The sequence below is a fragment of the Citrobacter sp. Cpo090 genome, assembly GCF_030332665.1.
Lineage (GTDB): Bacteria > Pseudomonadota > Gammaproteobacteria > Enterobacterales > Enterobacteriaceae > Citrobacter > Citrobacter portucalensis.
Map to the genome: position 1 here is coordinate 339,486 of NZ_JAOWHK010000025.1, position 23,274 is coordinate 362,759.

Consider the following 23,274-nt stretch of genomic DNA (forward strand, 5'->3'; position numbering starts at 1 on the left):
GATTTTACACCAGCCATTTTATATTTCCGGCGGCTGATGCTCCCGACAAATCAGCAGCGAATCATCTTCATTCAATGACTCTTTCGTCAGATTACAAAATCCCTGACTGTCAATTTTTTGGTGGAACCGACAGCTATGGCAAAGACCAAAGCCAGGCACATTGTTGGTCCTCTGGATCCCGCGTAATAGTTCTAACAGCAGTTCCCTGAGCACGCTCGCCCGTTCACCCATTGCCGATTCACCTTCCACTAAAAACGTGGGGGGCAGTAGGGCTTCCAGTAAGGTATTGGCCGCCTCACTTAAGTGTAGATGGACGCTACGTTTATCACGGTCATCCGGCTTGCGAACAATCAACCCTTTGTTTTCCAAAAGCTTCAGCGATTGCGACACGGTACCTTTGGTGAGACCAAGATAGTCTGTCACGCCAAGTGGCGTATTGGAGTAACGATTACAACGGGCCAGATACATTAACGCGCTAAGTTGTACTGGCTGCAGATCCGCCAGTAAAGGATGCTGGCGAAACCACATCCGTGTCAGGCTGGAAAGCCGGTCGAGTACGTCGAAAAGTGACATGTCGGGCATAACAAATCCTCCTCGGCATATAGTATCGATTAAAAACTATATTGACAAAGAATAAAAGCAGCGTAGCATATATTATAGTATCGATTCGATACTATAATTTAAAGGAGATGTATCATGACTAAAGCTCGTTTCTATCATGCAGGTTGCCCGGTTTGTGTTTCCGCAGAGCAGACACTTCTGCAGCACTTGTCTGCGGATGTTGAAATCGATGTGGTTCATCTGGGAGAGCAACCTGATCGGGTTGCTGAGGCTGAAGTGGCTGGCGTGAAATCTGTCCCGGCGCTGGTGATTGACGGCAATGTGCTGCATATTAATTTTGGCGCTCCCATGGAAGCGTTGAAATAGCAGGATAGTTCGGGAAGTTGCGTTGGCGATTTCCCGAATATACAAGACGTTGGGGAAGGTAGCGTGATGAAAACGACCGAAGAGTATCACCCGATAGATTGCGATCTTCATGATTATCTGGAAATCGCCTGCATGTACCACTATTGGTTGCGCATTGAACTAACGGATGGCGCATGTTTTGATGCTAAAGCGCTGACGACGTGTACCACGGTGGAAAAAGAAGAGTTTCTGGTAGTGGGGCAACCTGAAAACCAGCAAAAAATCCGTCTGGATTGTCTGTCAGCGATCACCGCGCTGACGCCAGGAGCGATGTTTAGCACAGTAAGTTTTCAGCGATCCTACCGCGGTTAGACGGTATAAATCCGAATGTCGTGCGCCTGGAACGCTGTGGCATACTCTTTGCTGATATTATCCTCTACAACAATCACATCGATATTGCTGCTTTCGGTGACGACATATCGGGCGACGGCTGGGATTTTTTCAGCCGTTAGCGCGACGATAGTTTCATTACATTGTTTGATCACCGCTTTTTTGAACTCACAATCCGCGTAATCGAACCCCGTTAAGCCGGATTCAGGCGACATCGCGCAGCCGCCAATAAATCCCTGATCGAATAAAATGTCCTGCACTTGTGCGATGGCGGAAGCTCCCACACACCCACCTGAAGATCTCTGCACCACGCCACCCAGCATAATGACCTCAAACAGCGGTTTTTTTAGCAAAACCGCGGCAATCTCAGGTGAATTTGTCACCACGGTTAACGCCAGTTCGGCGGGCAGAGCTTCCGCCATTGCCAGATTGGTGCTACCCGTGTCGATAAAAATACAGCTTCCAGATTTGACCAGTCTGGCACATCTCTGCGCGATGTTGCTCTTTTTGGCTACATTAATACTCTTGCGCACGGCGATGTCTTCGGATTCAGGGAGTGCAATGACCGCGCCACCATAAACTTTTTTACACACGCCATCTTTGCTCAATTCATGCAAATCACGACGAATTGTGTGTTCAGAAACGCCTAATCGGTTAGCGAGTTCAGAACAAATGACCCTGCCGTTTTCTTGCAGGATCTGATAGATAAGTGCCTGGCGCTGTTCCGGGAATGCGGCGTAATCGAGCATAGATACTCCAGATAAATAAACATCGAGCAATAAAGTGCATGATCGTGCATTATGATTAACGATGTCAACATCCCTTACAGGGGCCGTACTATTCTGGATACAACGGGAAGAGGTTCGCTATGAAGATTGCGCATATGGCGTTATGGACGCAAGATCTTGAGCAGCAAGCTCACTTTTGGGTCTCGTTTTTTGACGCAAGAATCAACGAAAAATACTGCAGTAAAACCAATCCTGGATTTGAATCCTATTTTGTCAGAATGGGTGAAGATATCGCGATTGAGTTAATGACTAAGCCCGGGCTGATAAAACATACTCCGGACAATAACACTTCAGGGTGGGTGCATCTCGCTATTTCCGTTGGCGGTAGCGAAAATGTTGATGCCATGGCGATGCGTGCAAAAGAACGGGGTGTATTAGTTTCTGGCCCACGCACTACGGGTGATGGCTATTACGAAGCGGTGATACGCGATCCGGATGGTAACCTGATTGAAATTGTGGCGTAGGGCTTAAAGCAAGCGCCATGAGATAAATCGTACGCTCATTATTAATGAACATGATTCATAAGTTTGTCCTTCTTTCCACCTCTAATCACCAGCCTGTCGAGTCTCTATAATTTTTATAGTTTTCAGCATCCGGTGGCGCATGCCGCCACCGTTTTGGAGAGTCGAAATGCAAAATCAACTGAATACCGTGCCCAGCGCTGACGCGGAGATTATGAATCAACAATTTGATGGTAACAGCGTCTTTCCGCGTGGAGAGAAGAATGAAGCGTATGCGAAGTATTTCACTGGCGACAGCTATCTGACCATGCTTTCCATGGAAGGCGTGGTAATTGGCAATGTCGCATTTGAACCGGGTTGTCGTAACTTCTGGCATGTTCATCATGAGGGCGGACAAATATTGCTGGTGACCGGTGGCAGAGGCTGGTATCAGGAGTGGAACCAACCGGCACGCGAGCTGAAAACCGGTGATGTCGTGCACATTCCGGCGGGAATGAAACATTGGCACGGCGCTGCGCGTGATAGTTGGTTTGCCCACATAGCCGTGGAAATCCCGGCCCCTGGCGCGTCGAACGAATGGCTGGAACCGGTTAGCGACGCTGAGTACAACCTCCTGCCCTGAACTATGCTGGTTCTGGTAACACCTAATCCCTGAGGAGATCTCAATGGTCATGAATGTGAAGGGTTATGCTGCTCTGGCGGTAAAAGAAGATTTAGTCCCCCATAATTTTGTTCGTCGTGATCCGCGTGAAGATGATGTGGTTATCGATATTTTATACAGCGGTGTATGTCACTCGGATATCCACAACGCCTACAACGATTGGGGTGGTGCTACATATCCGATGGTACCAGGGCATGAAATCATTGGCCGCGTGGTGCATGTTGGTAAGTCGGTAACAAAATTCAAAGTGGGAGATCTCGCAGGGGTAGGCTGCATGGTTGATTCATGCCAACATTGTAGCGCCTGTGAACAGGGGCTAGAGCAGTATTGCGAAGAAGGCAACACGCTCACGTCATGACGGTCTGCCCACTTTTGGCGGCTATTCTGACAAAATTGTCGTTACCGAAAAGTTTGTGGTGAAGGTCCCTGAAGGGATCGATTTACGCGGTGCGGCGCCGCTGCTTTGCGCCGGGATCACGACATGGTCGCCTCTGCGGCACTGGCAGGTAGGCGAGGGCAGTAAAGTCGCGGTTGTCGGTCTGGGTGGGCTCGGGCATATGGCAATCAAACTGGCCAATGCGCTGGGCGCGGAAGTTACGCTGTTTACGCGTTCACCGGGCAAAGAAGCTGATGCCAGACGTTTGGGCGCCAGCCACGTTGTGCTTTCCACTGACAGTGAGCAGATGAAAGCGACAGCGAATCAGTTTGATTTGATTATTGATACTGTGCCCTACGTTCATGACCTGAACCCGTATATCCCAACCCTGGCGCTAAGCGGTACGCTGGTGCTGGTTGGTTATCTCGGTGCGTTGGAGCCGTTGCTGAATACGGTTCCCCTGATCCTTGGGCGTAGGTCTGTGGCGGGGTCCGTTATCGGTGGCATTGCCGAAACGCAGGAGATGATGGATTTCTGCGGTCAGCATGGTATCACCGCCGATGTCGAAGTGATCAATATTCAGGATATAAACCATGCCTGGCAGCGGATGTTGAAAAGCGATGTGAAATACCGCTTTGTAATTGATATTGCCTCATTGAAATAAGTACAAAAAAGACGCGGATTTCCGCGTCTTTTCTTTTGTTAGTGTGTCGATGGCGATGCTTCAGGATTATCCATATATAGCGTCTGGCTGGGGAATGCAAAGTCGGCGCCGTTTGCCTGGACTATAGTGATAATCTTTAAATAAACGTCTTGCTGTACCGCGAGCCATTCCTTCCAGACGGTGGTTTTCGTGAAGCAATACACCATGATATTCAACGATGAATCGGCAAATTCATTAAAATAGACCAACAGAGTTTGTTTCTGGTCTATTTCTGGATGGTTTTGCAGCATTTCTCTGACCGACTCGACAACGGCACCGACTTTATCAGCATCCTCATATCGTAACCCGATCACCGTTTTAATACGCCGGTTGGTCATGCGTCCTGGGTTTTCTACGCTGATGGAGGAGAAAATCGAGTTTGGCACATACAACGGACGATGGTCGAAGGTGTTTATCTTAGTCATTCGCCAGCCAATTTCTGCTACCGTGCCTTCAATATTGCGGTCCGGGGAGCGGATCCAATCGCCTATGCTAAACGGTCTGTCGAAATAGAGCATAATGCCTGAGAAAAAGTTGCTCAGAATATCTTTACCCGCCATACCCACAGCGATACCGCCAATACCGCCAAAGGTTAACAGGCCGGATAAGCTCATACCGAAGTGTTCGCCATACAATAAAATGATGGCAATCACGATGGTAATCTTGATGATACGCGACAGGATCCTCGCACTGGTGATATCTCTGCCTTTATTAATCTGCGTCTTTTCAAACTGATTAATCACCAGAAAAAGTTTGATGGTCAGGATCAGCGCAATCAACGAGGTGCAGATAAAGTCGACTACGCTGGGGGAGATAAATTTCAGGCTGTAACTTTCGATAACGTTATTAGCAATGCTGCCAAACGTCCCAATGATAATGGCATAGACAAAAAATTGTGCGGCATGAAATATGAATCCTTTGCAGCGACGCTCTCCACGATGATACCAGACGCTCATCAGGACCAGCGCGGCACAGCAGCTGAGAATTACCGTCAAATTAAACGCATTATTCATAAACAGTTCAGCGATCATGATTCTTCCTGGCAACTCCGTGTTAGCTAAATATCATCTGACATCCTAATCCCCGGATATTTTACTCAGTTCAGGAGGTCAGATCATTAATTAAAAGGAGAGATAAATAATGCAATCAGCGCTATTTTCAGCGAAATAGCGCTGACGTCAACCCTGTATGCGGTTTATGTAGCAGACAGTCAGTTGATGTCATGGTATTGTTAGCGCAAAGTAACAAGGCTTTCATCTGCAAAAGGACAGTACTATGATCATGGCTAAGCTGAAAACAGCGAAGGGACGGAAGTTTCTGTTGTGCCTGCTTGGAGTGTTTATTATCGCAGCGTCGGTGGTGACGCGGGCGACGATTGGTGGCGTTATTGAACAGTATGACATTCCTCTATCCGACTGGACCGCTTCAATGTACGCCATTCAATCTGCAATGATTTGTGTCTACAGCATGGTGTTTACGATTCTGTTGGCTATCCCGCTTGGTATCTATTTCCTCGGCGGCGAAGAGCAACACTAAGCGTTTAAAATGCCGGATGATATCGCCATCCGGCATTTTATTGTGTGGTTAATCGTCTTCTTCGTCGTCCAGTTCAACCGGTGTCTGATATTCATCTGGCTTGATGACCAGCAGGTCACAGCGTAGATGATCGATAACCTGTTCCGCGGTATTACCAAGGAACGCAGCAGAAATACCGGTACGTCCGACGGTCCCCAATACTACAATACCTGCCTGCAAGTGCTCGGCTAAATCAGGAATGACCTCTTCAGGTAAGCCTTTTTCAACATGCGTCACTTTCTCATCAATACTGAATTTCTGGCGTAGCGCCTTCATGGCCAGCAGATGCTGTCCACGGATTGCGTCGTTATAAACGCTGGGATCAAATTCAGGCAGTTCAATCGCGATGTTGATTGGCGTAACAGGGTAGGCGCCTACCAGATGCACTTCGGTATGGTTAACCTGTTCTGCAAGCTGTAGCGTCTCTTTGACCAGTTTTTCATTGAGCGCGTTGTGATAAGCCTCTTCACTGGCGAGGTTTACGGCAACCAGTGCTTTACCCCCTTCAGGCCATGGCTGGTCTTTCACCATCCATACCGGACTTGGGCATTTACGCAATAAATGCCAGTCGGTTGGCGTAAATATCACGGCTTCGAGGCGGTCGTGTTGGTGCGCCATCTTGAGGACCAGATCATGCCTGGCGCTGATGACTTCCTGGATGATGGCTTCAAAGGGTCGGTTATGCCAGACCACTTTAATATCCAAAGGGATCCCTGCTTCGATGTAGTATTTCGCTTGTTCACGTATCCATGCAGTTCGCTGGCTGATGACCCCCTGACGCATTGCCGTACGCTCATCTGGCGACAGCAGGGTAGTCATCTCATAGGAAAAGTCATAGATCGGCAAAAAGGCTTTAATTTTGCCACCAATCCGTTGATGCAAATAAACAGCTCGCCGTAATGCTGGTTGATCGTCCTGGTTTGGGTCGATGACGACCAGCATATTTTTATACATAGCCATACAGGGTCTCCTTACAACTGTCATCGCAGTTTGTAACTAAAAGAGTAACCCAATAATGTGGTTTGAAACAGGGGAGAACCTCTAGCCAGATCAATAAATTGGGGAAATCTCCAGCTTTTAACTACATCCTGCTCAATTTAAACAATTTTTCTCAGTAGATGCGGCACCTGTAGTACAGCGACTCTTCCGCCCCCTTTGGCAGTGATGCCCTGTAAATTTAAAAAAACTCATCAAGCATCAAGTGAAACTGCATTTTTTTCTCGTCAGGTTGAGGAATGCCATATTGTTGAAAAAGCCTGTTTTGCAATGAATGTGAAAATTCACCGAGGCAGTTCCAGAGAATAGCGAGATCCTGGTATTGATCGGCGATGCCCACTCGTCCCACATCAAGACACCCTACGATTTCATCATTACAAAAAATAATGTTATCCAGCGAAAAGTCGCCGTGAGTAACAAAAGGAACGGATGAGAAGGGCAAAAAGGTATGCATCTTTTCCCAGACCTGTTCGACAGACCAGCCATTGCGTTCATCATCAAAATCTTCGGCATCAACAAGATTATTTTTCATGCGAGTTTGTGCCAGTGTGAGACGAAATTGGTGATTGCTGTTAAAAGGACAGCTATTTACTGGAATGGCATGTAACCGACGCAGAAATGTTGCCAAAGCATCGACAATATCATTACTCTTATCAGGGTGTTCTTCTAACATCTGGAAGGCAGTTTTCCCCGGTATTGCCGTGGTGAGTAGCAATGCTTCATCAGGCGTTCGGGAATAATGCTTAACGCTTGGCAGCGGGATGTAATCTTTCAACCAGATGAGCCTGACCATTTCATCCGTAATATCATCAGCAACGCTACCGTTACCTTGCTTCAGATATAATTCCGGGGCATCCACTTTGTCGTACAGTCGGTAGATTGCAGCACCAGATTGACCGACATGATCACGTGCCCATTTATAGCCATCAAGCTCATGGTCCAGACTTGAGTTTAATTGCAAACGCGCGCAGGTGCTTTCCCTGTGGATATGATTCATAACATTCCTTTGTCTGAGTATGGATAAATGGCGGGTGCACACATTACAAGTTGATTATTAAAACAGGGGAGAGCCTCCTGCCAGAACGATAAATTGGGATAATTTAACGATTTGACAGAAGGATAACAGAGATGATTGCGGAAAGATTACGCAACGTTACGCGTGTGGCCGGCAAGAACTGCCAGCGCGTCGCTGTTCTCAATAGTGATGTATTTGCCTTTCACCGCCAGCATGCCGCTTTTCTGGAAACGACCCAGCAGGCGGCTGATGGTTTCAACCGTCAGACCTAGGTAGTTACCGATGTCGCCACGGGTCATGGTCAGGCGGAATTCGCGAGGCGAGAATCCACGCTGGGCGAAGCGACGAGACAGATTGTAGATAAAGGCCGCCAGGCGCTCTTCAGCGTTTTTCTTCGACAACAACAGGATCATATCCTGGTCGCCTTTGATTTCGCCACTCATCAGACGCATCATCTGCTGACGCAGGTTCGGCATCTTACCGGACAGGTCATCCAGTGTTTCAAAAGGAATTTCGCATACCATTGAGGTTTCCAGCGCCTGAGCAAAGCTCGGGTGATGGCCGCTGCCAATGGCGTCAAAACCTACCAGGTCACCCGCCAGATGGAAACCGGTAATTTGCTCATCGCCTTGTTCGGTAATGGTATAGCTTTTTATCGTTCCGGAGCGGATAGCGTAGAGTGATTTAAGCTCATCACCTGCTTTAAAGAGCGTCTGCCCTTTTTGGATAGGCTTTTTACGCTCGATGATGTTATCGAGCTGGTCAAGCTCATGCTCGTTAAGTGTGAACGGGATGCAAAGCTGGCTGATGCTGCAATCCTGGCAATGGATAGCACAACCGCCAGACTGAATGCGCCGTATAATTCGCTTTTCCGGGATCATAGGTCTGCTCAAGCCGTAATTGATATTTGTCAATTTTAACATCTTTTTGGTGAGCACGTAAGCCTGAGCTACTCCCAATAGAGAATAATTCAGGCATAACTGGAGTGAATGTTTGTATCTGCTTGATTAACCATACTTAATTTAGGGTCGCATTATGCGGAAGTGTGATGAATAAGGCATTAATTGCCTGGAATCTAGAGTAGCAAATAACCTTCGTGGCGCAATAACCACTCTTTTCGTTGTACGCCGCCGGCATATCCGGTCATGGTGCCGTTACGTCCAATGACGCGATGACAGGGGACCACAATGCTTACTGGATTGGAGCCATTAGCAGCGCCGACGGCTCTTGCAGCGCCGGGGCGTCCCAGTTGTTCGGCCAACTGACCATAATGCATGACCTGCCCGCAGGGAATAGTGCGTAATGCTTGCCAGACTTCACGCTGGAAAGGCGTCCCAGCGGTTGCCGTTTCCAGCGTGTCAATGATGCTGAGGTTTCCGGCAAAATACTCAGAGAGTTTGTCGCTTAATCCACCTGGGTTTTTGGCGGTAATGCGCTGATAACCTTCTGTACGGTAATGAATATTCAGCAATTGTTCCATGCGATCGCTGTGCTGATCCCATTCCACTGCGCGCAGGCGAAATTGCTCATCACAAATAACCCACAGCGGGCCCAGCGGCGTGTCGATGGTGTCTTCCAGTAAGTTAAGCATCCGTTTCTCTCATTACAGCATTCAGGCGAGGCTACACATTATCACGCCAGCGACCGTCGCAGCTATACCCCTAAAAATGGATATCAACCTGTCGTGAGTAGATCGGTTAAGCGCGGTGGATCCGGTTAATTATTGGAAATAACTGTAAACCGGTATCGGTATAGTTGTCGGTATAATAGTGCGCGGTTATGATAATGCCCGTCGCAATACGCTGGAGGATGAAACATGAACCTTGATGATGCATCGCTGTTTCTTGACGCAATGGGGGATGTTCAACCGCTGAAAAGCCATGCCGATGTACACTGGCAGCCCATGCGCAATCTTCGCACTCCGGCGCGTATCGATACGCTTCAACTGGATAATTTTCTCTCGACGGGTTTTCTCGATATTGTCCCGTTGAATGTGCCGCTCGAGTTTCGTCGCGAAGGTTTACAGAACGGCGTGATTGACAAGCTGCGAAACGGAAAATACCCGCAGCAGGCGAGTCTTAATCTTATTCGCCAGCCTGTTGAAACATGTCGTCAGATGCTTTTTAGCTTTATTCTGCAGGCGCAGCAGGAAGGATTGCGTAACGTGCTGGTGATACACGGCAAGGGGCGTGACGATAACTCCCATGCCAATATTATTCGCAGCTACGTAGCGCGCTGGTTGACGGAATTGGACGACGTTCAAGCATACTGCGCCGCACTGCCGCATCACGGCGGCAGCGGGGCATGTTATGTGGCATTGCGTAAAACCGCACAGGCAAAACAGGACAACTGGGAGCGTCACGCTAAACGTAGTCGCTGAACGACGTAAACATCAGGCGGCCAGCACTCTGTTTCTGCCTTCGTTCTTGGCTTTGTATAACGCGTCGTCAACGCGTTTGAATAACTCATCGATGCTTTCATTTGTTTCGTGCCGTGCTACACCAATGCTGACGGTAAAGCGGGGAAGGCCGGGGAGAGTCACTTTGGCCACCGTCGCCCGTATCACTTCTGCGAGATTGAGGGCAATGTCCAACGAGGTTCGCGGCAGCAGCAGCACAAATTCTTCACCTCCCCAGCGAAAAATCAGATCGTCCTTTCTTGCACAGGATTCAAGTGTGCGTGCCAGAGCGCAAAGTACCTCATCACCTTTTAAATGACCAAAAAGATCGTTAATGCTTTTAAAGCGATCGGTGTCGATCAACAGCAGGCTGTAATCCTGTGTCAATGACATCGCGTGGGTCTGCTCCGGCTCGGTTACCTGATAAAAATGTCGACGGTTAAGCAATCCGGTTAAGGCGTCACGCAGGGCCGCACGCTCAAGCTCCTGTTCCAGCCGCTTTTGCTCGGTAATATCATGAATAATGCACAGCATGAGCTTATTACCGTAGATTTCGATTGGCCCGGCGTAGGTTTGTACATGACGGGATGTGCCGTCTGCAAGTTTATGCACAAAATGCAAAGGTTTATGGCCACCGGGAAGATGGGCGATTTCATGCATCACCGGGAGTATATGGCGACCCAGCGTATTGATTTCCCATGTATGTTTCTGACACATCGTATCATGGCTATAGCCATAAAAATTTAGCGCACTGAGATTTGCATCAACGATCAGCCCATCACGCGACGGATCGATAAGTAACATTGGGGCCGAGTTGGTCTGGAAAAAACGCGCGTAAAATCCCTGTTTTTTTCGCTGATAATTTGCTGAACGGCTCGCTTTCAGACCATGCGAAGTCGGTGTTTCAATGCCTTCGAAAAGAATAACGTCACCTGATTCCGGCAGAGAGCGGATGGACAGGCGGCTGGCCATTGCGACGTCCTCACCTTCGCGGTAGACCGTAAGGATTTCCACAATATCGTGATGATTTCTCAAATCGCTGAGATACATGGTTAAATCATTCTGGGCATGTGTTGAAAATATGCCCTTGCGGAGTAGAGAAAAGCAGGGGGCCTGCATCAGTTCCCGTGCAACGGTATTAGCGAACACCAGTTCTTCGGTATGCGGCGAAACAATCCACACCGGCAGGGTTAATAAATCCAGTGAATGCAGCTCGGTTGTGCTCATCGATAATCCCGTTATCTTTATCTGCTGTGTTGCCCGTTTAATGGCATCTGTTTTTTATATTACAGTCTCATAAAGTTATTGATTGTTGAGGAGACAAAGACTGTACGATTCGCTGTTGCTTAATATTGCTTTCCGTTGGAATCAATTCATGGATCTGATGTGCAGGCAACGGTTTTGCAAACAAGAAACCTTGCAGCACGCCACATCCCATCTGGGTCAGGAGTATTTCCTGCTCCTGGGTCTCTATTCCTTCAGCCACCACTTGCATATTCATGGAGTGGGCTATGTCAATAATAGTAGACACAATCTTTGTATTTTTGCTGTTCTCGCTGATATCTTTGACAAATACTCTGTCAATTTTTAATTCTCGTGCCGGAAGAGACTTCAACATCAATATATTTGAATAACCGGTGCCGAAATCATCAATAGAAACGGTGATCCCTAAAGATGAAAATGCATTCAAGACTTCAGCGCTACGTTTTAAATTTTTAAGTGCTGTACTTTCAGTCAATTCCAGCGTGAGATATGCAGGTGATAGTTGATATTGTGCAAGGGCGCTGCACACCACATCAACGATATCATGTTGTTCAAACTGGGAAGGGGAAAGATTAACGGCGAGGGTCCATTCCGCATGGCCCTGTAACTTCCATTGATGTAACTGCTGGCATGCCTGCTGAATAACCCATTTTCCGACCGGGATGATAAGGCCTGTTTCTTCCAGTGCAGGCAGAAACTCAGCAGGTAACAGCATGCCGCGTTCCGGGTGATGCCAGCGTAATAACGCTTCAAAACCGGTCAGGGAATGATCTCCGGCGGTGTATTTGGGTTGATACCAAAGCTCAAATTGATCGTGTTCCAGTGCTTGTGACAGTTCCTGTAAAAATGTCGGCGGTGTATCGGCGATGGCTTCCATTTCCGGGCTATAAATAGCCCAACCGTTTCTGCCAGCCTGTTTGACATGATACATCGCCATATCAGCCTTTACTTTTAACTCATGCAACGTGGAGCCATGCTCAGGATAAATACAGCTTCCTGCACTTAACGAAACCCGAATGGTGTACCCGAACAGCGTGAAAGGATCACCAATCGCAGCCGCAATTCGGGTCAGCAGAGCGGGGATATCCTCTTTATTGCAGTCAGGAATCAGGAGAATAAACTCATCTCCCCCCAGCCTCGCCAGCGTCATGGTATCATCAAGGCAGCTGTAGATTCGCTGCGTACTGGCGATCAGCAACTGATCGCCGATGTGATGTCCCCAGGTATCGTTAACGACTTTGAAGCGATCGAGGTCGATGAATACCAGAGCAAATTGATGCTGGTGCAGTTTGGAATGCTGCAGACAGGCCTGCAAGCAGGCATCTATTTGTGTGCGATTGGCAAGCCCTGTTAGTGCGTCGAAGTGGACCTGATGCTCAAGCTGGCTGTTAAGTTGATGTAAGTTGTCAGCCAGTCGGGAGGTACGCAGTTGCGAATCCACCATTGAGACCACCAACATGATACCCAAAATAACCAGTGTGACGGCGCAGACCCAGACAGAGAGTTCCAGCGTGCTGAGTCCATCGTGTGCAGTGTGTCCAAAATGGGTGAACGTTGCTGCTCCCATCCCGGTGTAATGCATAGAGGCAATCGCCAGCGCCATAATAAGGGCGGCGATAAGTCGATTGATCAGGGCTCGACGGGTATTTTGGCGCAAATGAAAGGCCAGCCACAAACCCACACCAGATGCAACGATGGCAATCATCACTGAGAGCAGTATCAGCGAACGATTCCATAGAATGGCAACATGCTCAATGATGGCATACATGCCAACGTAGTGCATGGTGACGACACCGGCGCTTAATATTCCTGTGGCTAAGACTAATCGTTTTGTTGAAAGCGTATTACCTGAAATGGCGATATTAATGGCGAGAGTTGCAGAAATGAGCGCAATAAAGAAAGAAAATGCCGTGAGCGAAAAATGGTAATTGATCGGCATACTCATTTTCATGGACAGCATACCGATAAAATGCATCGACCAAATGCCCATCCCTAGCGTAGCCCCGCCAGACAGCCGCCAGAAGGTAGATTCTCGTCGGTTGGATATCGCCACCTTGCCCGCACTATCGAGAGCAATAAAAGAGGCAATAAACGCGACAACAAAGGAAATCCCAATCAATACAGGGTCCCACGACACGTTCAACATCATACTACCTATCGGAAAAAAGCCGTGCTAATAAATCTAGCAGGTTTTGTCCAGTTAACATGATAAAACCAGGAATGTTCTTGTGTTTTTACACAGGTATTAGAGGGGGCCGGGAGATAGTGAAATTAACAAGCCATTACTTATATAAACATTCACCAAATTTATAGTTCTGTGCGTTTTATGCTCTCCATGTGCTTGTCATCACAATAACCTGATGCCTGGCGCCATTACAGCCATTTGATGGGATAAAACACTGAACTAATAGAAATAAAAGGTGTAATTTCCTGCCTTAAGTAAAAGGACTGCAGACTCTCATTGAAAGTTCAGCTTTCGTCGCAGAGCAATGGCATTCTGCATTGCAGGTGCTATAAAAAATAATATCTACATAATTTCTTTGTGCACAGGACTAAAATGTTAAATGATATTAGCGTCAGAACCTTTATTATTTTATTTCTACTCATTACGGCAGTTGCTCTCAATATTGTTGAGATAACTTTTTCAGCCGCTCCAGAAATTATAATTAGTACAAATGTGGTAAGCATTATTTCTATATTATGCTTATGGTGGTACATGACGAAATACCTGGTCATGCCGATCAATACGGTTAAAAGGAGCATTGAGGAAGTGACGTCTGGGAATCTGGCGATCAGTATTCCAGAGTTTGGTAATAATTGTGCGGGTAGACTAATACCGGGCATCAATAGTTTATCGAGTAATATTTCAACACTCGTTAATGAGATCAGAACATCCTCGCAAACGGCGATGGCGCTCTCTGAACAGCTTGCGGAACGCAGCGCCGAGCTTTCAGTGAAAACGGAACAACAATCCGGAGCATTGATGCAGACGGCGGCTAATATGGATGAAATAGCCGTTAATACGCGAAATAATGCTGACAACACGCAAATCGCCAGCGTCCAGGCAACAGTTGCCACGCAATGCGCCATTCAGGGTGGAGAATTAATGGTACAGGTTGCGACAAATATGCGTTCAATCACCGAGTGTGCACAGCAGATGACGGAAATTATTACGCTAATCGATGGTATCGCATTCCAGACAAATATTCTGGCATTGAATGCTGCCGTGGAAGCGGCGAGGGCCGGTGAGCATGGCAAAGGTTTTTCCGTGGTGGCCGGTGAAGTAAGAATGCTTGCACACCGTAGTGCAGATGCTGCTAAGAATATTAAGCAACTGATTGCCCAAACCCATCAAAATGTTCAGCAAGGCGCAGCTATTGTGCGTGAAGCAGAAAAAAATATGCATGATATTGTCGGTGGTGCCGGTCAATTAAACCAACTGATGGGCGAGATATTAACCACTACACAGGAACAGGAGAAAGGAATTATCAGAATTACTCATGCACTGGCCGAACTGGAGAATGTAACCCAAAGTAATGCCATTATGGTTGATGAGCTTTCTGATTCCTCAGGCATCCTGAAAAACCAGGTGATTGATCTCCAGTCACGAACACATAAATTTCGCTTAAGTAACGCTCTTGAGTCAGAGAGATGGCAGCGGGCTTAACTGGGTTCTCGAAACTAGCGCCGCATTCGTCGGCGCTTTTCTTATGTATTATCAGATACTTTTATGAATCATTTCAGCACAATGGGACAATGAGATATTGCTTAACATATTCTGACAGCTAGACTAACGAAAAAAGCTGAATGTTTGTGGAGGCGCTGTGGAAGCCATTAAGGGAACGGATGTTAATGTGCCGGATGCCGTGTTTGCCTGGCTGTTGGATGGCCGGGGTGGGGTCAAACCCTTGGAAGATAACGATATTATCGACAGTCAGCATCCCTGTTGGCTACATCTTAATTATACCCATCCTGAAAGCGCACAATGGCTGGCGACAACGCCTTTACTTCCCAATAATGTGCGTGATGCGCTGGCAGGCGAAAGTACGCGCCCGCGCGTCAGTAGAGTCGGGGAAGGTACGCTGATTACACTGCGCTGTATTAACGGCAGCACCGATGAGCGACCTGACCAACTGGTGGCGATGCGCTTATATATGGATGAACGTCTGATTGTCTCAACCCGCCAGCGCAAAGTGCTGGCGCTGGATGATGTGGTCAGCGATCTCCAGGAAGGGACAGGACCGGCTGATTGTGGTAGTTGGCTGGTGGATGTTTGTGATGCGCTAACCGACCATGCCAGCGAATTTATCGAACAGCTGCACGACAAGATTATTGATCTGGAAGATAACCTGCTCGATCAGCAGATCCCACCGCGTGGTTTTCTGGCTTTACTGCGTAAGCAGTTAATTGTGATGCGCCGTTATATGGCGCCACAGCGTGATGTCTATGCCCGTCTGGCGAGTGAACGGTTGTCCTGGATGACCGACGACCATCGGAGACGGATGCAGGATATCGCTGACAGGCTGGGGAGAGGGCTGGATGAAATAGACGCCTGTATTGCCCGGACCGGTATTATGGCGGATGAAATTGCGCAGGTGATGCAGGAGTCTCTGGCTCGCCGAACGTATACAATGTCATTGATGGCAATGGTTTTTCTTCCCAGCACATTTTTAACCGGGCTTTTCGGCGTTAACCTCGGCGGTATCCCCGGCGGTGGTTGGCAGTTTGGTTTCTCACTTTTTTGTATTCTGTTAGTGGTCCTGATTGGTGGTGTTACTTTATGGTTGCATCGTAGTAAATGGTTGTAACAACAACGTTTTTTAGTGACTTTTGCGCATGAAAACGTCCTGAATTTTGAGCAAGGTCAATAAACCATCTACCTATTCGGGGCAATATCTCTCTCGCAGGTGAATGCAACGTCAAGCGATGGGCGTTGCGCTCCATATTGTCTTACTTCCTTTTTTGAATTACTGCATAGCACAATTGATTCGTACGACGCCGACTTAGATTAGTCGGCTTTTTTTTGCCTGCAGGAAATCAGCGTCTACCCTAAAAGGGTCAACCTGAATGACTGGAGGGGCATATGACCTGTCTGATTGCAACGTCGCACACTGATTCGCTACCGACTGACCCGGTTCCCATTCCCGATCCCATTCCTCGTCCGCAGCCCATGCCGGATCCTCCGCCGGATGAAGAACCGATTAAATTGTCGCATCACGGGCACAGATCTGCGAGGATACGCGCCTGCTGAATGTGAGTTTTTACCGCGAGATTAAATTGTGACCGCTTTTTCAACCCTGAATGTTTTACCTGCTGCTCAACTCGAGAACCTTAACGAGCTGGGTTATCTTGAAATGACGCCTGTTCAGGCTGCTGCATTACCGGCAATCCTGGCGGGTAAAGATGTTCGCGTGCAGGCTAAAACCGGCAGTGGCAAAACGGCTGCTTTTGGTCTTGGGCTATTACAGCATATTGATGCCGCGCTGTTTCAGACGCAGTCTCTGGTGCTGTGCCCAACGCGAGAGCTTGCCGACCAGGTGGCGGGTGAACTGCGTCGTTTAGCGCGCTTTCTGCCAAACACTAAAATCTTAACGCTGTGCGGTGGGCAACCCTTTGGCGCACAGCGCGACTCCCTGCAACATGCACCACATATTATTGTTGCCACTCCGGGTCGTTTACTTGACCACCTGCAAAAGGGCACCGTTTCTCTGGATGCCCTGAATACGCTGGTTATGGATGAAGCTGACCGCATGCTGGATATGGGCTTTAGCGATGCGATTGATGATGTGATCCGCTTTGCGCCTGCGTCACGTCAGACCTTGCTGTTTTCCGCAACCTGGCCGCAAGCCATTGCTGCTATCAGTGGTCGGGTACAGCAAAATCCATTAACGATTGAAATAGATACGGTCGATGCGCTGCCGGCGATTGAACAGCAGTTTTTCGAAATTTCCAGCCACGGAAAAATTCCGCTGCTGCAAAAGCTACTCAGCCAGCATCAGCCCGCATCGTGTGTGGTTTTTTGTAACACCAAAAAAGATTGTCAGGCCGTTTGTGATGCACTGAATGCGGCAGGGCAAAGCGCACTGTCATTACATGGCGACCTGGAACAGCGCGATCGCGATCAGACGCTGGTTCGTTTTGCCAACGGTAGCGCGCGCGTCCTGGTCGCAACCGATGTGGCCGCACGTGGCCTGGATATCAAATCGCTTGAGCTGGTAGTTAACTTCGAACTGGCGTGGGATCCGGAAGTCCACGTCCATCGTATCGGACGTACCGCGCGTGCCGGCAATAGCGGTCTGGCGATTAGCTTCTGTGCGCCGGAAGAAGCGCAGCGTGCCAACATTCTTTCTGAAATGCTGCAACTGAAGCTGAACTGGTTGCCAGCGCCAACTAACGTCTCAATCCTGCCGCTGGAAGCAGAGATGGCGACGTTATGCATTGATGGTGGTAAAAAGGCTAAAATGCGTCCTGGCGATGTTCTGGGGGCTCTGACCGGTGACATTGGCCTGGATGGCGCTGATATCGGCAAAATTGCCGTTCACCCGGCGCACGTCTATGTCGCCATTCGCCAGACTGAAGCGCATAAGGCGTGGAAGCAATTACAAAACGGGAAGATTAAAGGCAAGACTTGCCGGGTCCGTTTATTGAAATAAATGCCCGCTGGAGTGCCTGATGGCGCTCCGCTTATCAGGCCTACAGGCGCTTATGCACGTTGTAGGCCTGACAGATGCTTACTTCACTTCCACCACGTTCAGGCGTAATTCATCCAGTTGAGCATCATCTTCTTCTGGCTGCCAGCCCGCAGGTTGCAGCGGGATCTCTTCACGATCGAACGCTAAATCACCGCCGTCCACAACCTCTGAACCGTGCTTAATGCCTTTAAAATCGAACAGATTGATATCGCTCAGATGTGAAGGCACAACGTTCTGCATTGCGCTGAACATGGTTTCAATACGGCCTGGATAGCGTTTGTCCCAGTCACGCAGCATGTCAGCAATGACCTGGCGCTGTAGGTTAGGCTGTGAGCCGCACAGGTTGCACGGAATAATTGGGAAGCCTTTCGCCTCGGAGAAACGCTCGATATCTTTCTCACGGCAGTAAGCCAGCGGGCGGATCACGATGTGCTTACCGTCATCACTCATCAGCTTCGGCGGCATACCTTTCATTTTCCCGCCGTAGAACATGTTTAAAAACAGCGTTTGCAGGATGTCGTCGCGATGGTGGCCGAGCGCAATCTTGGTGGCACCTAACTCGGTTGCCGTACGGTACAGAATGCCGCGACGCAGGCGAGAGCAAAGCGAGCAGGTCGTTTTGCCTTCAGGGATTTTATCTTTGACGATCCCGTAAGTGTTTTCTTCGACAATCTTGTACTCAACGCCCAGCTTTTCCAGATACTCCGGCAGAATGTGCTCCGGGAAACCGGGTTGTTTTTGATCGAGGTTAACCGCAACTAAGGAAAAACTGATCGGGGCGCTTTGCTGCAAATTACGTAGGATCTCCAGCATGGTATAGCTGTCTTTCCCGCCGGAAAGGCACACCATAATGCGATCGCCGTCTTCGATCATATTGAAGTCGGCAATGGCTTCGCCCACGTTACGACGCAGACGTTTTTGCAATTTGTTCAGGTTGTATTGTTCTTTCTTTGTAACTTGTTGATTATCTTGCATTCTTACCATTCTCAAAAACCAAAAGGGGCATATAATGGGCAAACTTCAATCACATGGCTAGTTGGTTATTCAACATTGCAACCCGATCGCCATTCATTTCTTCAATCCATGTACTGTAGACGTCGTATACCATTTGCGCGTTTTCATGCCCCATCTGATCAGCTATAAATGATGGATTCGCTCCAGCCGATAACAGCCAGCAGGCAAAAGTATGCCGCGTATGGTACGGATTACGGCGACGAATACCAGCACGTTTTACAGCTGAGTTCTATCTGGCACCGATGCTACTCATAGAGTAGTAAGATTTTTGCTCTTCGTGACCAGACCAGAATAAACTGCGAACCGCATGATTGAATAAAGGTACATGGTCCCGGACAGGAAGAAATTAATCAGCTGAAAGCAGATATTGAAGCGCTGAAGAAAATTGTGGAGCAGCTCACCGCCAGATAATTCAGTTCTGAACTATCAACGAGCAATGTCAGGGCAAGGTGTAACGAACTGCCGCAACCATGCCGTATGCAAGAGCATGACTGCGGCCGACCGGCAAACGTCCGATAGTGCGAGTATTGAATGATTGCCAGTCACAGCGGATGGTACTTAAACAATATGACGGTTCAAGGTGTTTAATCTGAAACCAGCCACATATCAGCTTCTTCAAACATTTCCTGAACAGTACGGCTTATCTGTTCTTTTTCATGCTTGCTGGCGTCAGTGTTGATCGCCGGAAGTGTCATCATCGGTTTAACCCGAACTTCAGCATCGGGGAAGATCCGATGAACCCTCCTGGTCAATTCGCCCAGAATAATATCTTTTGCGCCGGGCAGACCATCAAAATTCCTTTTGTCATAAACGAGTTCCACGAACATTGCTCATCGCTCTTTTTACTGGATTTATATACAGTGCTTATACTCTGTTTTTACCTGGGTTTCAAGAGAGGACGTAATGTTGTCGTGACGTAGCGATACATCAACGTAGGAAAGCGAGAACCGTATAATCGATATTATCTGTGCATCGATCTGTCATTTAGGATAGATGCGTAGAAACATAGGGTTCATTATGTAATATATCTTTTTGCGGACCTATTTATTCTTTTTGAATATCCTCATTTAAAAAATGGTAATGATACCCTCACTGCTTAACGGGTTGTTTAAATGACTCCTTGCCAGGATTGGGGTTATTCGTTAAATTGTCTGCATAATCGTTAAATACATTAAGTATTACACGGACGTTATTTGTACGAAAAATAAATGATGGAGTTAAAATGAAGTGTGTGTTAGCACTAATGTTGAGCATGGTATTGTCAGGATGCACAACAAATGATTGGTTGGATGCCGCAAGTGGGATAATGCAAGCTAAAGACAAAAATGAAAAAGACGCAAGAAATAAGCGCATAAAAGCAGCAAATAAGGCTGCAGGTTACTAATTCATAAGCAATTAATCTATTCCTCTATTATCTTAGTTGATATAAGAGGAATGGTATTCTAATCTTCCTTATTGGCTAAATATCCCCCTATCTCTCGCCTGTTGGCAGGAGATATAGCCAAAATGTTTTTTATTCCCATTCTTATCGAATGCCACATAAAAAGGCATTGTTTCTGCATCTTTTCTTAAGGTGTAGTTGATGCAAGTCCCATTGATTTCCGGAATATTTATCTCACTATCTGGTTTTCCACCTGCGGCAAAAACTGTAGATTTTGTCGCATTAGGGGCGTAGGTTGCTTGCACAAGTGGATCATTATCAAATTTCATAAAACTGAAACTACAGGCGCTTAATAAAGGAACAAATAAGTTTGCCTTTAGCGGTAACGTGCTGAATGTTCTGGCGGGAAAAATGTCAGCACATTTAGGACAGGAATCGAGGGGGATAAGGGGTAGAAGCAAAAAGCCCGCAACGATGTGCGGGCCAGACAGCTTAGCGGACTACCAGTACCGAACACTCTGCATGACGCACCACAGCTGCAGCGTTAGAGCCCAGCAGGTAGGTGGTGATGTCAGGTCGGTGTGAGGCGATAATGACCATATCGGCCGGTAATTTTTTAGCGATCTCCAGAATCTTGTCTTTCGGCGCACCTTCTGCGACATGAACGTGCACTCTGTCCGTTGGGATATTGAACTTCTTGATAATCTCTTCCAGTTGAGATTTCGCTTCGGCTTTCAGATCGTCCATGGCCGGTAACTCTGCCGAGTAGGCCAGTCCCAGAGAAGCATAATAGGGCAGTGACGGAATGACGGTCAAAAAATGGACCTGCGCATCGTCAATCTTTGCTTCTGCTTCAACATGGGCAATAACGCGTTGAGTTAATTCTGAGTCTGAAATATCGATGGGTACAAGAATCGTTCTGTTCATAAAACCTCCTGTTTAAGCATCCTCCTAAAGCTTACCGCGTAATGGCACTTTATGTACAATGACAACGATCACATTTTGGCATCACTTTATTTTAATTTCAGGAAACTTTCCTTTTATTACTCCATCGTAAAATCGACCTTTAGAAACGACGAGCAGGAAATCACGAAAAATACGGGCAGGGACCTGCTGATATTGTAGCGTAGCCAACTGATGGAAGCGAATTTCTAGCGTGCGGGAGGATTCGTCATAGCCGACGGATGCAATACGGGATGATTTTACAGGATGATGATTCATTGCAGGTATCCTCTACTGCAGACCTTAATGCAAGATATCATCTATCAGAGATGTGTTTTAGCGCAACAGATATAATGTTTTGATCTGGATAAAACAGAATTGTTAGAACATAAAGAGAGCCCGCTGTTGCCAGCGGGCTAACGGATTAGAACTGGTAAACCAGACCTAATGCAACTACGTCATCAGTAGAGATGTTGTTACGAGTGTAGAAGCTGTCGTCTTCGTCCAGCAGGTTGATTTTGTAATCAACATAGGTGGACATGTTTTTGTTGAAGTAGTAGGTAGCGCCGATATCAGCATATTTAACCAGGTCTTTGTCGCCATCGGTAGTGTTCAGGTCTTTACCTTTAGACATCAGGAAAGACACTGCCGGACGCAGACCGAAGTCGAACTGGTACTGTGCAGTTACTTCGAAGTTCTGAGTTTTGTTGGCTACGCCGCTGTCGCCGTACGGAGTCATGTTACGGGTTTCAGAGTACATAGTTGCCAGGTAGATGTTGTTGGCGTCGTATTTCAGGCCGGTAGTCCATGCGTCAGCTGTATCACCACCGGCGTTGCTATGGATGATTTGGTCATTCGTGCGGTCAGATGATGTATATGCAGCACCTGCGCTGAAACCCATTCCGAAGTCATAAGTGGAGGAAATACCCCAACCATCACCGTTATCATAACGATAATCGTTACCTGTGCTTTGACCCGTAATTGGGTTGAAGATGTTATCGTTGCGGTTTCCAGTGCCTTCTTCGTTATTACTGCCGCCTTCATTCGCACCCTGATACTGCAGAGCAAAGTTCAAACCGTTAACCAGACCGAAGAAGTCGGTGTTACGGTAGGTGGCCACACCGTTCGCACGGCCGGTCATGAAGTTATCTGCCTGAGTGTAAGAGTCACCGCCGAATTCTGGCAGCATATCGGTCCAGCCTTCAACGTCGTACATGACGCCGTAGTTACGACCGTAGTCGAATGAGCCGTAGTCGCCAAACTTCAGACCCGCGAAAGCCAGACGAGTGAAGCTGTTGCCGTGGTCGCTTTCGGTAGTGTTGGCGTTAACCTGATATTCCCACTGGCCATAACCGGTGATCATGTCGTTAACCTGGGTTTCACCTTTGAAGCCCATACGCATATAAGTCTGATCGCCATCTTTAGAAGAATCATCAGAGAAATAATGCAGGCCGTCTACTTTGCCATAGAGATCTAATTTGTTGCCGTCTTTATTATAAACTTCAGCAGCGTGAGCAGCGCCTGCAGCCAGCAGGGCAGGAATTACGAGAGCCAGTACTTTTCTGTTCATTGAAATAATCCTTTAGTTTTTTTATTAACCTGTGACTACCCATGTAGGGAGTAAAAGCATGCTAAAGGAGAAGTTCCGTAAAGAGATAAATATGAATTGTTACGTCTTAAGTAAAACCTTAAATAAATAATTCTACGGAAATG

General features: G+C 47.7%; 26 protein-coding genes and 2 pseudogenes. 12 read left to right on the forward strand and 16 right to left on the reverse strand.

Annotation, left to right across the window (positions count from 1 at the left end; translation table 11 throughout):
* Nucleotides 1-18: 18 nt before the first annotated feature.
* A complete protein-coding gene (locus OGY83_RS04195; protein WP_194210863.1) occupies nt 19-582 on the reverse strand; it encodes a MarR family winged helix-turn-helix transcriptional regulator in 564 nt (187 codons plus the stop codon).
* Nucleotides 583-696: 114 nt separating this feature from the next.
* Here OGY83_RS04195 and OGY83_RS04200 point away from each other — a divergent pair, with 114 nt between their 5' ends.
* Both OGY83_RS04200 and OGY83_RS04205 read left to right on the forward strand, forming a co-directional pair.
* Nucleotides 697-927: a glutaredoxin family protein gene (locus tag OGY83_RS04200; RefSeq protein ID WP_079937354.1), complete on the forward strand. Its 231-nt coding sequence runs from the start codon at nt 697-699 to the stop codon at nt 925-927.
* 66 nt (nt 928-993) lie between these two features.
* Nucleotides 994-1,278 (forward strand): Rho-binding antiterminator, encoded by a 285-nt coding sequence (locus OGY83_RS04205; RefSeq protein ID WP_194210946.1) that lies wholly within the window; start codon nt 994-996, stop codon nt 1,276-1,278.
* On the opposite strand, the gene OGY83_RS04210 is transcribed toward OGY83_RS04205, so the two are convergent.
* Nucleotides 1,275-2,045 (reverse strand): DeoR/GlpR family DNA-binding transcription regulator, encoded by a 771-nt coding sequence (locus OGY83_RS04210; protein ID WP_079937352.1) that lies wholly within the window; start codon nt 2,043-2,045, stop codon nt 1,275-1,277. The genes OGY83_RS04205 and OGY83_RS04210 overlap by 4 nt on opposite strands.
* Before the next feature lie 119 nt (nt 2,046-2,164).
* On the opposite strand from OGY83_RS04210, the gene OGY83_RS04215 reads away from it, so the two are divergent.
* The 3 genes and pseudogenes from OGY83_RS04215 (at nt 2,165) to OGY83_RS04225 (ending at nt 4,246) form a co-directional block, all read left to right on the forward strand.
* The gene (locus OGY83_RS04215; RefSeq protein WP_286635328.1) at nt 2,165-2,548 is read left to right on the forward strand and encodes a VOC family protein; all 384 of its coding nucleotides are present in this window, start codon (nt 2,165-2,167) and stop codon (nt 2,546-2,548) included.
* Nucleotides 2,549-2,759: 211 nt separating this feature from the next.
* Complete coding sequence (locus OGY83_RS04220) at nt 2,760-3,167, forward strand: cupin domain-containing protein (RefSeq protein ID WP_172313104.1); 408 nt, start codon at nt 2,760-2,762, stop codon at nt 3,165-3,167.
* Between the two features lie 43 nt (nt 3,168-3,210).
* A pseudogene (locus tag OGY83_RS04225) lies at nt 3,211-4,246 on the forward strand (NAD(P)-dependent alcohol dehydrogenase).
* Between the two features lie 38 nt (nt 4,247-4,284).
* Here the strand turns inward: OGY83_RS04225 and OGY83_RS04230 are convergent.
* On the reverse strand, nt 4,285-5,316 hold the full coding sequence (locus tag OGY83_RS04230) for a mechanosensitive ion channel family protein (RefSeq protein ID WP_286635329.1): 1,032 nt from the start codon (nt 5,314-5,316) through the stop codon (nt 4,285-4,287).
* A gap of 244 nt (nt 5,317-5,560) precedes the next feature.
* Between OGY83_RS04230 and OGY83_RS04235 the strand changes: the two genes are divergently transcribed.
* Nucleotides 5,561-5,821, forward strand: a complete 261-nt coding sequence (locus OGY83_RS04235) for a DUF2534 family protein (protein WP_003020403.1) — start codon at nt 5,561-5,563, stop codon at nt 5,819-5,821.
* Between the two features lie 48 nt (nt 5,822-5,869).
* Here the strand turns inward: OGY83_RS04235 and uspE are convergent, their stop codons facing one another.
* The 4 genes from uspE to ogt all read right to left on the reverse strand — a co-directional run bounded on the left by uspE (nt 5,870) and on the right by ogt (nt 9,462).
* The gene (gene uspE, locus OGY83_RS04240) at nt 5,870-6,820 is read right to left on the reverse strand and encodes a universal stress protein UspE (protein WP_008784897.1); all 951 of its coding nucleotides are present in this window, start codon (nt 6,818-6,820) and stop codon (nt 5,870-5,872) included.
* A 217-nt stretch (nt 6,821-7,037) separates the two neighbouring features.
* On the reverse strand, nt 7,038-7,853 hold the full coding sequence (locus OGY83_RS04245) for an APH(3')-I family aminoglycoside O-phosphotransferase (protein ID WP_194210866.1): 816 nt from the start codon (nt 7,851-7,853) through the stop codon (nt 7,038-7,040).
* A 146-nt stretch (nt 7,854-7,999) separates the two neighbouring features.
* Complete coding sequence (fnr, locus tag OGY83_RS04250) at nt 8,000-8,752, reverse strand: fumarate/nitrate reduction transcriptional regulator Fnr (protein ID WP_003020397.1); 753 nt, start codon at nt 8,750-8,752, stop codon at nt 8,000-8,002.
* Nucleotides 8,753-8,946: 194 nt separating this feature from the next.
* A complete protein-coding gene (gene ogt, locus OGY83_RS04255; protein ID WP_123267272.1) occupies nt 8,947-9,462 on the reverse strand; it encodes a methylated-DNA--[protein]-cysteine S-methyltransferase in 516 nt (171 codons plus the stop codon).
* A 225-nt stretch (nt 9,463-9,687) separates the two neighbouring features.
* Here ogt and smrA point away from each other — a divergent pair, with 225 nt between their 5' ends.
* Nucleotides 9,688-10,251, forward strand: coding sequence for a DNA endonuclease SmrA (gene smrA / locus OGY83_RS04260; RefSeq protein WP_194210867.1), 564 nt, complete (start codon nt 9,688-9,690; stop codon nt 10,249-10,251).
* Between the two features lie 12 nt (nt 10,252-10,263).
* Here the strand turns inward: smrA and OGY83_RS04265 are convergent, their stop codons facing one another.
* Both OGY83_RS04265 and OGY83_RS04270 read right to left on the reverse strand, forming a co-directional pair.
* Nucleotides 10,264-11,496 (reverse strand): GGDEF domain-containing protein, encoded by a 1,233-nt coding sequence (locus OGY83_RS04265; RefSeq protein ID WP_079937346.1) that lies wholly within the window; start codon nt 11,494-11,496, stop codon nt 10,264-10,266.
* A 67-nt stretch (nt 11,497-11,563) separates the two neighbouring features.
* Nucleotides 11,564-13,678, reverse strand: a complete 2,115-nt coding sequence (locus tag OGY83_RS04270; protein ID WP_194210947.1) for a putative bifunctional diguanylate cyclase/phosphodiesterase — start codon at nt 13,676-13,678, stop codon at nt 11,564-11,566.
* Nucleotides 13,679-14,089: 411 nt separating this feature from the next.
* Between OGY83_RS04270 and OGY83_RS04275 the strand changes: the two genes are divergently transcribed.
* From OGY83_RS04275 to dbpA, 4 genes are all read left to right on the forward strand, one after another.
* Nucleotides 14,090-15,199, forward strand: a complete 1,110-nt coding sequence (locus OGY83_RS04275; RefSeq protein WP_194210868.1) for a methyl-accepting chemotaxis protein — start codon at nt 14,090-14,092, stop codon at nt 15,197-15,199.
* Nucleotides 15,200-15,356: 157 nt separating this feature from the next.
* A complete protein-coding gene (gene zntB, locus OGY83_RS04280; protein ID WP_286635331.1) occupies nt 15,357-16,340 on the forward strand; it encodes a zinc transporter ZntB in 984 nt (327 codons plus the stop codon).
* A 275-nt stretch (nt 16,341-16,615) separates the two neighbouring features.
* Nucleotides 16,616-16,783, forward strand: coding sequence for a proline-rich small protein YnaL (ynaL, locus tag OGY83_RS04285; protein ID WP_003833213.1), 168 nt, complete (start codon nt 16,616-16,618; stop codon nt 16,781-16,783).
* A 28-nt stretch (nt 16,784-16,811) separates the two neighbouring features.
* On the forward strand, nt 16,812-18,185 hold the full coding sequence (dbpA, locus tag OGY83_RS04290) for an ATP-dependent RNA helicase DbpA (protein ID WP_194210869.1): 1,374 nt from the start codon (nt 16,812-16,814) through the stop codon (nt 18,183-18,185).
* Nucleotides 18,186-18,263: 78 nt separating this feature from the next.
* Here the strand turns inward: dbpA and ttcA are convergent, their stop codons facing one another.
* The 3 genes and pseudogenes from ttcA to OGY83_RS04305 all read right to left on the reverse strand — a co-directional run bounded on the left by ttcA (nt 18,264) and on the right by OGY83_RS04305 (nt 20,065).
* Nucleotides 18,264-19,199, reverse strand: coding sequence for a tRNA 2-thiocytidine(32) synthetase TtcA (gene ttcA, locus OGY83_RS04295; RefSeq protein ID WP_123267266.1), 936 nt, complete (start codon nt 19,197-19,199; stop codon nt 18,264-18,266).
* 49 nt (nt 19,200-19,248) lie between these two features.
* Nucleotides 19,249-19,512: pseudogene (locus OGY83_RS04300) on the reverse strand (tyrosine-type recombinase/integrase); the annotation flags it as partial.
* 310 nt (nt 19,513-19,822) lie between these two features.
* Nucleotides 19,823-20,065: a DinI family protein gene (locus OGY83_RS04305; protein ID WP_123267265.1), complete on the reverse strand. Its 243-nt coding sequence runs from the start codon at nt 20,063-20,065 to the stop codon at nt 19,823-19,825.
* A gap of 395 nt (nt 20,066-20,460) precedes the next feature.
* On the opposite strand from OGY83_RS04305, the gene OGY83_RS04310 reads away from it, so the two are divergent.
* The gene (locus tag OGY83_RS04310) at nt 20,461-20,622 is read left to right on the forward strand and encodes a hypothetical protein (protein ID WP_167493775.1); all 162 of its coding nucleotides are present in this window, start codon (nt 20,461-20,463) and stop codon (nt 20,620-20,622) included.
* Nucleotides 20,623-20,690: 68 nt separating this feature from the next.
* Here OGY83_RS04310 and OGY83_RS04315 read toward each other — a convergent pair whose 3' ends face one another.
* From OGY83_RS04315 to ompC, 4 genes are all read right to left on the reverse strand, one after another.
* A complete protein-coding gene (locus tag OGY83_RS04315; RefSeq protein ID WP_186413346.1) occupies nt 20,691-20,948 on the reverse strand; it encodes a hypothetical protein in 258 nt (85 codons plus the stop codon).
* A 163-nt stretch (nt 20,949-21,111) separates the two neighbouring features.
* On the reverse strand, nt 21,112-21,546 hold the full coding sequence (uspF, locus tag OGY83_RS04320) for a universal stress protein UspF (protein WP_003833207.1): 435 nt from the start codon (nt 21,544-21,546) through the stop codon (nt 21,112-21,114).
* Nucleotides 21,547-21,627: 81 nt separating this feature from the next.
* Nucleotides 21,628-21,840 carry a KTSC domain-containing protein gene (locus OGY83_RS04325; RefSeq protein WP_286635333.1) on the reverse strand — a complete coding sequence of 71 codons (213 nt, stop codon included), beginning with the start codon at nt 21,838-21,840 and terminating at the stop codon, nt 21,628-21,630.
* Nucleotides 21,841-21,985: 145 nt separating this feature from the next.
* Nucleotides 21,986-23,131 (reverse strand): porin OmpC, encoded by a 1,146-nt coding sequence (ompC, locus tag OGY83_RS04330; RefSeq protein ID WP_123267263.1) that lies wholly within the window; start codon nt 23,129-23,131, stop codon nt 21,986-21,988.
* Nucleotides 23,132-23,274: the final 143 nt, after the last annotated feature.